Annotated in this window: 9 protein-coding genes; all 9 read left to right on the top strand. The window is 49.9% G+C overall.

Features of this window, described 5'->3' with window-relative positions; all coding sequences use genetic code 11:
* Positions 1–365 precede the first annotated feature (365 nt).
* Positions 366–3,059 carry a c-type cytochrome gene (locus tag O3C43_21465; GenBank protein MDA1069064.1) on the top strand — a complete coding sequence of 898 codons (2,694 nt, stop codon included), beginning with the start codon at positions 366–368 and terminating at the stop codon, positions 3,057–3,059.
* A gap of 41 nt (positions 3,060–3,100) precedes the next feature.
* The gene (locus O3C43_21460; protein MDA1069063.1) at positions 3,101–4,615 is read left to right on the top strand and encodes a sulfatase; all 1,515 of its coding nucleotides are present in this window, start codon (positions 3,101–3,103) and stop codon (positions 4,613–4,615) included.
* Positions 4,616–4,702: 87 nt separating this feature from the next.
* The gene (locus O3C43_21455) at positions 4,703–6,268 is read left to right on the top strand and encodes an arylsulfatase (protein MDA1069062.1); all 1,566 of its coding nucleotides are present in this window, start codon (positions 4,703–4,705) and stop codon (positions 6,266–6,268) included.
* Between the two features lie 134 nt (positions 6,269–6,402).
* Positions 6,403–7,884, top strand: a complete 1,482-nt coding sequence (locus tag O3C43_21450) for a sulfatase (GenBank protein MDA1069061.1) — start codon at positions 6,403–6,405, stop codon at positions 7,882–7,884.
* Between the two features lie 19 nt (positions 7,885–7,903).
* The gene (locus O3C43_21445) at positions 7,904–9,367 is read left to right on the top strand and encodes a sulfatase-like hydrolase/transferase (protein ID MDA1069060.1); all 1,464 of its coding nucleotides are present in this window, start codon (positions 7,904–7,906) and stop codon (positions 9,365–9,367) included.
* A gap of 22 nt (positions 9,368–9,389) precedes the next feature.
* A complete protein-coding gene (locus O3C43_21440) occupies positions 9,390–9,761 on the top strand; it encodes a four helix bundle protein (GenBank protein ID MDA1069059.1) in 372 nt (123 codons plus the stop codon).
* The gene (locus O3C43_21435) at positions 9,758–11,149 is read left to right on the top strand and encodes a sulfatase-like hydrolase/transferase (protein ID MDA1069058.1); all 1,392 of its coding nucleotides are present in this window, start codon (positions 9,758–9,760) and stop codon (positions 11,147–11,149) included. The genes O3C43_21440 and O3C43_21435 overlap by 4 nt, the downstream gene beginning before the upstream one ends.
* Before the next feature lie 102 nt (positions 11,150–11,251).
* The gene (locus tag O3C43_21430) at positions 11,252–13,798 is read left to right on the top strand and encodes a DUF1592 domain-containing protein (protein ID MDA1069057.1); all 2,547 of its coding nucleotides are present in this window, start codon (positions 11,252–11,254) and stop codon (positions 13,796–13,798) included.
* Positions 13,799–13,806: 8 nt separating this feature from the next.
* Positions 13,807–14,649 (top strand): DUF1552 domain-containing protein (locus O3C43_21425; GenBank protein MDA1069056.1); only part of this gene is annotated, 843 nt, incomplete at its 3' end.

The raw sequence follows: 14,649 nt of genomic DNA, 5'->3' as shown, positions 1-14,649 counted from the left end.
AGATTGATGGGGCGCGTATAGTTACTTGTCATTGTTTATAGCCTTTCTACGGAGTTTGATTGATGGGCACCCTAATAAAAGAGAACGGAAGAATGATTTGGGGAATGGGAGATTACGTAAATACTCCGTGACCCACGAAAATTGCCCGGATAATTTTTTCAACCGGTATAAAAATTTCTGACACAGGCTTTGGTTAACCTGGAAAAGGGGAAGTCATTCAGGTTTCTTCCGGTTTTTCCTTTGACACGGGAAAATTACAGTTCACTCGGAAGTTTAGGAATAAACCACATCGATAATTTCGTCGTTTTATTCCTTCCAGAAGGTTTAATACGGGTAATAATTTCAAAATCTGTAGTAATACCCATATGTCTAAAGCCCTACTCCTTGTATTTTTCTGTTTGGTAATCATTTTCCGAAGTTTCGCACAAGAGTTGGCACCGCAGCCCGGCACCCTGCTTCTGCCCGAGTCGGCCCTGCCCGGGTACGAAGCCCAAATCGACCACAAGGCCTTTATACTCGACGACAGTAAAAAGACTATTGAACAAGGGCGGGAGATTTATCAACAGATCTGCCACAACTGTCATGGGGACATCAACCTGCCCGGATCGATCCCCAATTCGCTGCGGTTTGGCGAGGGCGTTTTTCAACATGGAAACGATCCCCATACCCTATACCAGACGATAACCCGCGGGTGGCGTTTGATGGCACCGCAAATGCAAATGGTTCCCCGGGAAAAGTATGCGGTCATTCAATACATCCGGGACCACTTCCTGAAAGAGCATAATCCGTCCCAGTATTCTGAAGTGACCGATGCTTACCTGGCAGGCTTGCCGAAGGGAACGGAGAAAGGTCCCGATCCTGTCAAGCGCGAGCCCTGGCGGGAAATGGATTATGGGACTTTTCTGATTGGGACGGTTGAAATCGTTCCCGGTTCTTCCTCACGCTACCGGTTCCCCGAGGGAGAAACAGCGCGTGGCTTTGTGGAGCCGGGAGCGAACATAGCATTCAAGTCGATCAGTATTCGGCTCGACCCCGGCAAAGGGGGTGTTTCGGAAGGGAATACCTGGTTGTCCTTCGAACACGATACACTGCGGGTCGCAGGAGCCTGGACAGGGAAAGGTTTCACGGATTGGCAGGGAATCAACTTTGATGGGCAGCATTGGTATTGGCCGCGAACGGTTGGGAATCTCTTGTTTGAAACTGAAGATGGCCCAGGCTGGGCAAACCCGGATAACGGCAGTTTTGAGGATCCGCGTTTCGTGGGTCTCGACGGACGTCGCTTTGGTCCGCTGCCCCGCGAATGGGCACACTATAAAGGTCTCTACCGCGACGGGGATCATACCGTCATGGCTTATACCGTGGGCAGGGCCGAGGTCATGGAAAGCCACGTTCTAACAGAAGGCGGAAATATCCTCCGAATTCTGAACGTGGGAAAATCCGCCAAAGACCTCACCCTTCGCCTGGCAAACCGCGGAACGCCCATAGGTGTTCAGGGAACCAAGGCCGTCAGTATTCGGGAACGGGACGGTTTTGTGACTGCTACCATTCCAGCCAAGGCCACTCCCTTGAATCTGGCCTTCGTCTGGGGGGATTCGAAGGCGGATATTCCTTCTTCAGAACTCGATCTAAAACGTTTTACCCGCGGCGGCCCATCCCAATGGCCGGAAGCCATTGCTTCGCCGATCATTCGGGGAAACCAGGAAGGTCCTTTCCAATGGGATAGCTTTGCCATTCCCCAGGGAAATCCCTGGAAGAGCTGGCTGCGCACCACCGGCGTCGAATTTACGCCCGGCGGCCAGTCGGTCATCCTGTGCACCTGGGATGGAGACGTGTGGAAAGTCGATGGCATCGCCGACGAAGCAGCGACCACCGCCACCTGGAAACGCATTGCCTCAGGCCTCTTTCAACCGCTGGGAGTCAAGATCGTGAACGGCGATATCTTCGTCACCTGCCGGAACCAGCTCGTGCGCCTGCACGACTTGAACGGCGATGGTGAAATGGACTTTTATGAAAACTTCAACAGCGACCACCAAGTAAGCGAACACTTTCACGAATTCGCCATGGGTTTGCAGACCGATGCCCAAGGAAACTTCTACTATGCGAAAAGTGGACGGCATGCCCGCCCGCCCTTGGTAGCTCATCACGGTACGCTCTTAAAAGTGAGCTCTGATGGTTCGAATACCGAGATCATAGCCAACGGCTTTCGAGCCGCCAATGGCGTGTGCATCAATCCGGACGGAAGTTTTATTGTCACCGATCAGGAAGGTCACTGGAACCCGATGAACCGCATCAACTGGGTAAGACCCGGCAGCAAATTTTATGGCAACATGTGGGGTTACGGCGTAGGGGAGGATACCTCCAATTCAGCCATGGAGCAACCGCTTGCGTGGGTGGATAAAGGCTTTGATCGCTCCCCTTCCGAGCTACTCTGGGTCGATAGTAAAAACTGGGGACCACTAAACGGCAAACTACTCAATCTCTCCTACGGCCACGGTCGACTGGAGATTGTCCCTCATGAATTTATTAACGGACAACCGCAGGGAGGGCTTTGCCGCCTGCCTATTCCCGATTTCCCGACTGGCACCATGCGTGGTCGTTTTCACCCAGGAAACGGCGACCTATACCTCTGTGGAATGTCTGCCTGGGGAACCGCGCAGATGCATCAGGTGGGAGGATTCTACCGCATTCGAGCTACGGGAAAGCCGAGTCATTTACCTACAGGATTAAATGCCAAAGAGGGACGAATCGAAATCACATTTTCCGAACCAATAGATCCTGGCTCAATCTCGTCGGTTGAAGAAGCATTCACCGTAAGCACCTGGGCTTTGTTAAGATCGGCGAATTACGGTTCAGACCACTACGACGAAAAAACACTCGATGTCTCCGACGCATCTCTCTCGCGAGACGGAAAAACCTTAACCATCGAACTTCCCGGTATCGAACCAGTTTGGCAAATGTCCATAGAGTATAAGCTCAAAGGTAAAAACGGAGAGTCCGTGGAAGGCGAAATTCAAAACACCATTCATCAACTTGGTTCTGATGATCAGAATATAAATTGATAATACCCACAGGTACTCGAAACCGAACACCTCAAACATCCATGACAGTTAAACTTCGATCCCTATTATTTTTTCTCGCAACATCTGTAATCTTAGAATCTGCGCAGCCCAATATTCTCTACATCATGTCGGACGACCACGCTGCCCACGCGATCAGTGCTTACGGTGGGAGGCTAGCAGAGGTGGCACCGACTCCAAATCTGGATCGTTTGGCCAGTGAAGGGATGCGTTTCAACAACGCCTTTGTAACCAACTCGATATGCACGCCGAGTCGCGCGGTCATCATGACCGGAAAGTATTCACACCTAAACGGCGTCTATAAATTTACCGGCCTCGACCAGAGTCAACCAACACTGCCAAAATACATGCAGGCAAACGGTTACCAGACTGGGATTGTTGGAAAGTATCATTTACACACCAATCCAGTCGGTTTCGATCACTGGTCAATTCTTCCAGGCCAAGGGAAGTATCACGATACGGAGTTCGTTGAGATGGGCGACGAGGACCCTTCCGGAATTGTGGTGCAGGGGAAAAGAACGGCTAATCCGGGTTCGCATTCGACGGACATTATTACCAAGAAAGCCCTCGATTGGTTTAAGGAAATTCGCGAACCAAACCGTCCATTTTTCTACATGCTTCACTACAAAGCGCCGCACGATCTTTGGCAGCACGCTCACCGCTACGATGACTACCTGGCGCATGTGGAAATTCCCGAGCCCGACAATCTCCTAGACCATAGTTCTGGAAGGTCTCCCGCCCTGGATCAATCACTGCAAAACATCGCTAGTTCACAGAGGCATATGAATTTCACGCCAGAAATAATGGCGATGGAACCAGGGTTTGAAAAACGCAAGTTTGTCTATCAGGAATACATGAAACGTTACTTGCGATGCGTGAAAGGAATCGACGATAACCTGGGCAAGGTATTCGCCTACCTTGACGAGTCAGGACTGGCTGAGAACACGATAGTCATTTACACGGCAGACCAGGGATTCTTCCTGGGTGAGCATGGGCTTTACGATAAACGTTTTATCCACGAAGAAGCGTTGCGCGTACCGCTCATCGTTCGTTGGCCCGGAAAAATAACCGCCGGTCAAGTCAGGGAGGAAATGATCCTGAATCTCGACTATCCGGAAACGATCCTGGATATGGTGGGACATCCGATTCCGGGTGACATGCAAGGCCGCAGTTTTCTACCCATACTGTTGGGTGAGAGAATTGAAGATTGGAGGGATGCTTTTTACTACCGCTACTATTTCTCGCATTTTGATACTCCAAGCCACCTGGGCACGCGAACCAACGACCACAAATTGGTTTACTATGATAGCCGCGATGAATGGGAACTCTATGACCTTCGGTCCGATCCAACTGAAATGAATGATCTTTCGAAAAACCCAGCCTGGGCTAATAGATTGATTTCATTGAAATCCGAACTGGCTCAGCTTCAAAAACAAGCAGGCGACAATCCCAACGATATAGGAGACAATCCAAGGACAGGAAACGCAGCGCTCGACCAACTTGAAAGAGATCGTGCCGCAGCTCGAAGCAAAAGATAAGAACCACCGATAACGCTAACGAAAACTGATATAATTGATTCACACGGATAAAGAATAGCAAATCTGTATGGAGAAGACCAACCACTGATGAACGCCAATAAAGAAAGCATACCATTCAAAGCTATCAGTGTTCATAAGTGCTATCAGTGGTTAAATAAATTTCTATTAGTTTTTTGCATTCTCCTTATCCCAGTTTTTCCCGGTTTCGCTACCGCTCAACAACCAAACATCGTATTAGTATTCGCTGACGATCTTGGATACGGAGATATCAGCTGTTACAATACAGGTTCACGTATTACTACTCCAAATATTGATCAATTAGCGAAGGAGGGAATTCGGTTTACAGATGCACACTCGGCAGACTCAGTTTGCACACCTTCTCGCTACGGATTATTGACCGGGCGCTATAGCTGGCGAGGCAAACTCAAGACCGGAGTGCTGTTTAATTGGGAGCCGCCCTTGATTGAGCCCGAACGAATGACGATTGCCTCATTTCTGAAAATGAATGGTTACCGGACGGCTATTTCTGGCAAATGGCATCTGGGGCTCGGTTTTACTGCGAAAGGTGGTAAGTCGGTTGATTTTCAAAAACCCCTTCCCTGGCCAGGTGGACCCGAGCCGGACCGGACCATTAGCGAGAGCATTGATTTATCCGCGCCTGTTTTTGGTGGTCCCGAAGAGCTGGGATTCGATCGAGCGTTCTACACCGCAGGTTGCTCCACCGACCAGGAACCGTTCTGTTTCATAGAAAATAAAGTCATGCTCGGCATGGAGAATGCCAGCTATCGCAATCCCTACGGAAGCTGGCGAAGCGGCATGGCTTCACCGGATTGGGTGAACGAAACAGTCGATGTCAGCTTTTCAGAGTGGGGACTCCGTTTCATCGAGGAGTCGCACAAACAAAATCCAGAGCAGCCTTTTTTCCTCTACCTGCCACTGTCATCCCCTCACTCGCCTCATGTTACTGCCGACTTTGCCCAGGGAAAGTCTGAAGCTGGCATACGCGGGGATATGGTCTGGCTGGTGGACTGGGCAACCGGACAAATCGCAAAAAAGCTCGAGGAACTCGGTCTGACCAATGACACCCTGATTATTGTCACGAGCGACAACGGGCCACTTCTCGGTTCACTGGAATTCGGCAAATCGGAAGGTACCGCAAAAATCACCAACGGACACAAATCCATGGGCGACTTGCGAGGACGTAAAGGCCGCGTCTGGGAAGGCGGGCATCGTGTTCCGTTTGTGGCACGTTGGCCGAGCAATATACCTGCTGGAACAGTAAGCCATTATACCTTTTGTTTTACCGATATGCTCGCTACCCTTGCAGATGTGATTGGAGAAACACTTCCATCCGGTGCCGGCGAAGATAGTTTCACAATGCTACCTGCTTTGCTGGGGCAACCGATGGTTCAACGCCCGGCGATCATTCATCATTCAAACTCCGCCTATGCAATGCGCTCCGGGAAATGGAAAATTGTCTTCGGACATGGAGAGGGACGCGTACAACCGAAAGAAGGACACGGCTATTTGTTCGATCTCGAAACGGATCCCTATGAAACGAATGATCTTTGGCATGCTCGGACCGATATAGTTAATAACCTGACACAAAACTTTAAAGCCATCACCGAAAATGGGATCTACCCCGAACGATAAAATACACCTGGATTTTAAATATGTATCTTAAGAAAGACTTACGAACAATTGCTCAAACTGTAGGAGCGGGTTTATCCCGCGATTGCGCGGTACGGTCTAAGAAAGATCGCGGGATAAACCCGCTCCTACAGCAGATGTTAGTGATCATCTATACCGTAAGTATATGCCTCCTCGGGATATCCACCGCTTTTGCCGACAACCCCATTCAGCAAGCTCAGGACAAACCAAACATCGTTTTCGTCCTGGTCGACGATCACGCCTGGGAAGCCGTATCCGCTTACGGTTCTTACTTAAAAAATTACGCAACAACACCCACCATCGATTCTCTTGGAAGAGATGGCATGCGCTTCGACAACTTTGTTTGTGCCAACTCCATATGCTCCCCCAGTCGAGCCAGTTTTATAACCGGCCAATACAGCCATGTAAACGGAGTTAAAAACCTGAATGGGAAAATCAACGACACCTCGCCCTGGCTTTCCGAGGAACTGCAAAAGGGCGGCTACGAAACGATGCTTGTCGGGAAATGGCATCTGCAAGGAGAGATCCGCGGCTTCGACAAACACATGACGGTAAAAGGACAGGGCAAGTATTTCGATCCGACCTTCAACGGCACTGAAGGCACCTGGAATCGCAAAGGCTATTCCACCGATGTATATACCGACATAGCACTGGACTGGTTGAAAGATCGCGACGAAAACAAACCGTTTTATTTAGCACTCCAATTTAAGGCACCCCACCATGAGTACGGACATGCCGCACGCTATGACGACCTCCTGGCCGGGGTGGAAATTCCAGAGCCGCCTACACTTTACGAGGATACGCATAACAGCAATTCGAGGCTTAAGAGAGAGTTCCTGGCAGAGACCAAGTTTCACATGACGCGAAGTAATACCAATAAAGAGCCTGAAGGTTACTACGACCGGCATGTCAATGATCCAGAGCCCGACGCCATGTGGGAGCACGACCCTGAAAACGACCGCGACAAAATCCGTGTCGCCTACCAGCACATGATTCACAAATACATCCGTTGCATTCAGGGCAACGACGATAATCTCAAACGGGTGCTCGACTATCTGGAAAGCGAAGACCTGGAAGAAAACACGATCGTCATCTATACCTCGGATCAAGGCTACTGGCTGGGGCAACATGGCATGTATGACAAACGACTGATCCTGGAAACTTCGATTCGTATGCCTTTCCTCATCCGCTATCCGGCCATGATCAAACCCGGAACGGTCAACAACAGCATCTGCGTCAATGTAGACCTCGCACCGACCCTATTGGACTTGGTTGGTCTACCCACCCCGGCCGAGATGCAAGGAGATAGTTTTGCTGGTATGCTGGCTGGCGAAAAAGCACCTCGGGACTGGCGCAAATCTTCGCTCTACAGTTACTGGAGTGCGGGACCCAAACATTACGGTATCCGGACTGAGCGCTACACCTATTTAAAAATCAACGAACACATCGAACTCTTTGATCGTCTAAAAGATCCGGAGCAGATCAACGACCTGTCCACGCTTCCTGAATACAGATCCGTCTTAGGCGACCTTGAAAAAGAACTCCAAAAACAAATTAAAGAAACAGCCTTTGCTCAGAACGATTGGCCACGGAACTAACATTTTCTTACCGAATAAGATGAAGAAAGTAACCACGAATGGACACGAATGTACACAAATCATAGAAGGAGATACAAACAATGTATTAGTGTACATTCGTGTCCATTCGTGGTTAAGAAATATTTTTCTATTTTTATTGGTTGCTTTCCAATGTGAAGCTAATCCCAACATCCTACTTATCATGGCCGATGACCTGGGTGCTGAGAATTTGGCATGCTACGGCAACACGATTTACCAAACCCCAAACCTGGACCGCATGGCAGCACAAGGAGCACGTTTTGAGAATGCATTCGCCACACCGGTTTGTAGTCCAACTCGAGCGATGATCTTAACGGGCTTGTATCCGAATCGTACAGGAATCATGGAGCGTATGGATAGTCCCGATGATCCGGAAAAGAACAACCGGCTGCCTGCTCATTTAAAAACGTTCGGGCACGTGTTTCAGGAAGCGGGTTACAAAACAGCCATCGCGGGGAAGTGGCACCAGGGCGATTTTCAAACCTACCCCGATCAACCCACTTCTCACGGCTTCGACGAGCATTGCCTGTGGGTTCAGTATTGGGACGGCGAACGACCGAGTCGTTACTATGCCCCCAATAACTGGGAGAACGGGAAACATGTCGTTCACGGAAAGGACGTCTATGGACCCGATTACTACGCCGACTTCCTTATCGAGTTCATGGAGCGGAACCAGGAGCAACCATTCCTCGCTTACTTTCCGATGAATCTTATACATGGTCCCCTCGTAAGCCCACCCGGACTCAAAGCGTTGGCGGAAAGCAAGTATCCGGAAAATCTTGGAAAAAACGAACGTATAGCCGGACACATGGTGACTTACATGGATGGCATCATTGGAAGGTTGTTGGCCAAACTTGAAGATCTTGGAATTCGGGATAATACCCTGGTCCTATTTACCGGCGACAACGGAACAGGGGGAAACCTGACCAGCCAACTTGGATCCTTCCACCTGCGTGGAGGCAAACGCACCATGAATGAAGCAGGCACACGAGTGCCCTTCATAGCGCACTGGCCCGGTAAGATCCCCTCAGGTAAGAGGTCGGAGTTCTTCACCCTCATGGACGTGTTGCCAACCATAGCATCCATCGCAGGAATTCCCATCGATCACGATATCGACGGCATGGATTTGTCTCACAACCTGTTTAATCAGCCCGGCAAGGACCGAGACTTTTTCAATATGGCTTTTGAGGGAGACTGTTACTTTGTCCGCAACGACCGCTTCCGGCTACACGAAGATGGACGTTTCTATGAAGTGCCGGTGACCAGCAATGAAACGCGCTACAGTATGGAGGTGGTCGAAAACCCAAGTCAGCATACCAACACTCGGGCCTTCCTCCAAGGCAAGTTAGATGATTACATGCAAATCAAACAAACGGATACATCCTATTCGATTGTACCATTCGGTACTAACGGAGACATTTTTAAAAACGCGAACAGCACTCTTGAAAAGAGTGCTGAAAATTAGAAGTTAAATTGAAAACAGAAAAATGAAAAATAAAGGCTCGGATATCGAAGATCGGATGTTGGATTTTGCAGTACGGATTGGCAAACTTGTAGATGCTCTGCCCGAGACCCGATTGGGAAGGCATATCGCAAACCAACTTTTTCGGTCGGGGACCTCACCTGCACCCAATTACTCAGAGGCGACCGCTGCCGAGAGCAAAAAGGACTTTATCCACAAACTTGGAATTGTATTAAAAGAGCTACGAGAATCACGGACTTGGATTAGAATGATCAAAAAAGCTGAGCTTTTGAAGGCCGAACAAGTGGGAGGAATTCTGGATGAATGTGAGCAACTCGGAAATATAATCGGGAAGTCACTAATAACCGCCAAACACAACCAACGCACCGGCAAATGAAGTTTTCATTCTCCAATCTTCAATCAGCAATCTTCATTTGTTTGTTTGCATTGGGAATCAGCAATTCCAATGCAAACAAACCCAACGTCCTGATCCTATTTACCGACGATCAAGGGACGCTCGATGTGAATTGCTACGGAGCGACGGACCTGCACACACCTAACATGGACAAGCTAGCCGAGACAGGTGTGCGTTTTACCCAGGCCTATGCCCACACTGTATGTTGTCCTTCGAGAGCGGCATTGCTGACGGGTCGTCATCCGAACCGTGGAGGTGTGCAGAACTGGCTGCAAGGAGATCGCAATGGAACGGATATTCAAAATTCAAACATGTTTGCGTCGGAAATCACGATCGCTGAAGTAATGAAAGAAGCAGGTTACAAAACTGCCTTGTTTGGCAAATGGCATTTAGGAGCCAAGGTTGGACATGGCCCGCTTGACCAGGGATTCGACCATCACTTTGGACACCTGTCGGGCTTCATCGAAAACTACCGACACCACTTCATGCACGGGAAAGGGTATCACGACCTCTACAACGACAACGAAGAGATTTGGCGTCGCGGTGAATACTTTCCGGACATGATGATCGATGAGGCGGTAAAGTATATCGGTAAGAATAAAGATGATCCGTTTTTCATGATGGTTGCATTTAATCTTCCCCACTATCCCGAACAACCTACGGGAGAATTCAAAGAGGCATTTCCTGAATTGGAAATGCCTCGCCAGTCTTACGCCCGGGTAGTGGCTACCGTTGATGCGCAGATTGGGCGCATTCTTAAACAACTCGATGACTCCGGTATCCGCGACGACACCATTATCATTTTCAGCAGCGACAACGGACACTCGGAAGAAAACAACAAAGGCGTGATCGTTGAGAACCACACCAGCGGGTATCCGCTTGGCTACTACTACAGCGCGAATGGTGGTGGTGGCTTCACAGGGAAATGGATCGGACACAAAGGCAACTACTTCGAGGGTGGAATCCGCGTTCCAGCCATTATCAATTATCCCAAAGCACTTCCCAGCGGTGCGGTTCGTGATCAGGCCGTGACAATCATGGATTGGATGCCCACCCTGATCGACTTGATTGGATTACCACAACCAAAGGCGAAACTCGATGGCCGGAGTATGATGTCGATCATCAACAACCCAACCGCCCCGACCAGCCACCCCGTTCTTTATTTCGACTGGCAGGACAAATGGGCAGTCCGTGAAGGTGACTGGAAACTCATCTCCGAAATGAATCGAAGCACAAACACCCCAAAAATCACTCTCCACAATTTGTCTGATGAAAAGCCCGAAGTAAAAGACTACGCCAAAGAAAAACCCAAGCTGTTGGCTCATCTTACAAAACTGCACGAAGACTGGGCCACTGAGGTGATGCCTTAATTCCAGCGCATTCAGTGTCGCTTCTGCCCCAAAGAGAATACTTGCCGGGCAGGCAGATTTCTCCGATGCTTCTCATCTACCTCGAAAATTCTTCTACCCTAAGTGAAAACGATTCGAACAATTCTATTATTGGCTTCCCTATGTCTTGGATCCGGTGCGTTTGCTACTGAGGCACCCATTGCCCTGATGCCCGAGAAGCATTTTGAATTTCTCAACCAATACTGTCTGGACTGCCATGATTCGGTAGAGCCTGAAGGCGAAGCAAACCTGGAGGACCTACCGTTCAACATGACTACACTGCAAACGGCAGAGCTCTGGCAAAAGGTGCTCAATGTGTTGAATTCAGGTGAAATGCCACCCGAAGACGAAACTCAACCGGAAGCAGGATCAAAAACGGAATTCCTGGACGATCTATCGCATCAGCTTGTCACCGCTCGCAAAATCCTCAGCGATTCAGGCGGCGTTATCACCATGCGACGCCTCAACCGACGCGAGTACGAAAACACCCTGGAAGATCTGCTTGGCGTTGAGGTGAATGCATCCGAACTACCCAAGGATGCCAGCCCAGGCGAATTCGATACGGTTGGTGCTTCACTCTTTTTCTCAAGCGATCAATTTGAGCAGTATCTGAACATTGCACGCCGTGTTCTGGACGAGACCATTGTAAGTCCGCAAAAACCAAAACTGTTTCGGGAGAAACGTGAGGTAGAAGAGGTAGCCACAAAGCTGGCCATGACACGTTACACCAAACTGTTCGAAGCCAACGAACGCGCCGCTCAATGGCGTAAGGATGAAACCCAGTCGCCTACGGACTTCGGGTTTATCGATTCATCTAGAGTAAAATTCGAGGAAGGCCAATTCAACGGTCAAGGTCCTGCCTACCGCTGGTATCTTGACCAGCCGGAAACGAAGACGGGAGCCGTTTTCTACGTGGCGACTCCTGGAGCCTATGTAGATAAAACAAGCCTTCCTGAAAAGGCCGCTCCGGGACGCTATCTGCTTCGCGTCCGAGTTGCTGCGTTTGCCGATGCACCTTCTCATAGAACCTTTCTGGAATATGGAACCATAGAAAAAGGAGCCCAACAGGGAGAAATTGCGGTCCTGGGACATCGCAAAGTTTCCGGAACACTGGAAAACCCGGAGATCCTGGAAATCCCAATCACCATTACCTCATCCACCAGCCGGGAAATTGGTATTCGCGAACGTCAGCCCAATAGCCGAGACGCCGCCCGCTACGCCTTAAAGCTGGCTAAGAAACGCGGAGAGCCCACCACCGAACCAGCCCTCTGGATCGATTGGGTGGAATGGGAGGGACCGCTCACTGAGAAATGGCCCACCCAATCGTACCAACAAATTTTCTTCAAAGGGCCCAACGCCAAACAAACCGAAAGCTACGCAGCTGAAATAATCGAACGTTTTGCACAGAGAGCCTTCCGAATCCAGGAACCTTCGAAGAGCTTCCTCGACAAATTGGTCTCTCTTTTCAATAGCCGCCGAGTATTGGGAGATTCGTTCGAGGAGGCCCTGAAGGAGTCCCTCGCAGTGGTTTTAGCGTCACCTGCTTTTCTCTACTTGAGAGAACCCAATCCGGACGACCACAAACGGGAACTCAGCGATCTCGAACTCGCCGTGCGACTTTCCTACTTTCTTTGGAGTGCACCGCCGGATGAAAAGCTCTACAAGGCAGCCAGGAGTGGTAAACTGGGAAATCCTGCCGAATTGAAACGGCAAACCAACCGCATGTTGGACGACCCGAAAGCGTTGGAATTCATAAAAGGGTTTACTCATCAATGGCTGAATCTCGACAGGCTTGAATTCTTCCAATTCAACTTTGAATTGTATCCTGAATTTGACGACAGCATATTGATGTCGGCAAGGAACGAAGTCTACCACACCTTCGAAACCCTGCTTAATGAGAATCGCAGCATCGGTGACCTGCTCAAATCGGACTACGTAGTCATCAACGATGTGCTCGCCGATTATTACGATATTGAAGGAGTGGAGGGTCACGAATTCCGGAAAGTAAAACTCCCTCGCAATCATGTCCGAGGTGGCTTACTGGGCACTACCGCATTTTTAGCGATGGGATCGGACGGTGAACGCAGTTCCCCGGTTGAACGCGGCGCCTGGGTCATGCGCAAACTCCTTAATGATCCACCTCCACCTGCTCCAGCCAACGTACCTCAGCTCAGCCGATTCGAAGACGAATTATTACCGGCACGGGCGCTTCAGGTCGCTCACATGGAAGAGCCCCAATGCGCTCAATGTCATCGCAAGATAGATCCGATAGGTTACGGGCTTCAAAATTTCGATGCGGCCGGATTATGGCGCGATCAAGAGCGCGTCGAAACCGATGAAAAGAAAGTGAAGGAAACAATTAAATTCCATCCTATCGATCCGAGCGGCACTTTACCGGATGGAACTCCGTTCGCGAATTATTTTGACCTACGGGATCGAGTGGCAGAACACGAAGCAGATTTTGCCCAAGGTTTTACCGAAGCCCTCATCGAATACGGCCTTGGTCGCCCATACGGATTCACGGACTACGACCTCGCCGAAGCCATTCTCGCCCAAGCCAGATCAAGTAAATACAGCACCCCCACTTTCATCCACGCTCTCGTTCAATCCGATCTATTTAGACAGAAGTAAATTGACCTATGAAATCACCACAATTTTCCCAAACTTTGCCAAAGCAAACGCGTAGAGCCTTTCTAAGAAGCAGCTCCGCCCTCATTGCACTACCCTTTCTCGAGTCATTTGGCACCAAAGCTTTCGCCGCTTCACCACAGGTGGCCCTTGCGCCCAAACGCATGATGTTCCTCAGTTTCGGTTGGGGGCCCACGAAGGAGTCCTGGTATCCGGACATTAACACCACGGGCGCGGACTACATACTACCCGCAGGACTCAAAGGCCTGAGTCGTCATCAAAAGGACATCACGATCATTCAAAACCTGACCAACCAATTTTCAACCGAAGCTCACTGGGGCAGTACCTTTTATCTGACGGGAGCCAATCGTTACGGTGAACCGGGACAGAGTTTCCACAACTCCATTTCCGCAGACCAGGTGGCTGCCGGGGTCCTGGGAAAAGAAACCCGTTTCACGTCGATCCAGCTGGGTTGCGAAAATGCGGAAGATTCAGGGCATGGTCCCGGACTTTCAATGGCGTGGAATGCTCAAGGAAAACCTATGGCAGGATTGAACTCGCCGGTAACTGCCTTTCATAAATTGTTTGCCGACGATCAAACGCCCCTGGAACAGCGTCAGGCTATGCTTCAGCAAAAACGTAGCGTGCTCGACACGGTTATGGAAAACGCGCGGAGCATGAATCGCGATCTCAGTAAAACTGATACGGATAAGATCGATGAGTATTTCCAATCCATCCGTGACATTGAAGTTCGCCTGGCCAAAGAGGAACAATGGCTCGACGTGCCCAAGCGCCACCCGAAGGAACCCATACAGGAACCGACTGGTGAGATTGTCGGCTACGAAGAAGTAATG

The sequence above is a fragment of the Verrucomicrobiota bacterium genome (assembly GCA_027622555.1).
Taxonomy (GTDB): domain Bacteria; phylum Verrucomicrobiota; class Verrucomicrobiia; order Opitutales; family UBA2995; genus UBA2995.
Note: the sequence above shows the minus strand (reverse complement) of the source record. Positions and strands in the feature narration are given on the sequence as shown.

Bases quoted from the DNA above. Each gene is read 5' to 3' on its own strand.
- O3C43_21460 (MDA1069063.1), top strand. From the start codon at position 3,101: ATGACAGTTAAACTTCGATCCCTATTATTTTTTCTCGCAACATCTGTA.
- O3C43_21450 (MDA1069061.1), top strand. From the start codon at position 6,403: ATGTTAGTGATCATCTATACCGTAAGTATATGCCTCCTCGGGATATCC.
- O3C43_21445 (MDA1069060.1), top strand. From the start codon at position 7,904: ATGAAGAAAGTAACCACGAATGGACACGAATGTACACAAATCATAGAA.
- O3C43_21455 (MDA1069062.1), top strand. From the start codon at position 4,703: ATGAACGCCAATAAAGAAAGCATACCATTCAAAGCTATCAGTGTTCAT.
- O3C43_21465 (MDA1069064.1), top strand. From the start codon at position 366: ATGTCTAAAGCCCTACTCCTTGTATTTTTCTGTTTGGTAATCATTTTC.
- O3C43_21440 (MDA1069059.1), top strand. From the start codon at position 9,390: ATGAAAAATAAAGGCTCGGATATCGAAGATCGGATGTTGGATTTTGCA.
- O3C43_21435 (MDA1069058.1), top strand. From the start codon at position 9,758: ATGAAGTTTTCATTCTCCAATCTTCAATCAGCAATCTTCATTTGTTTG.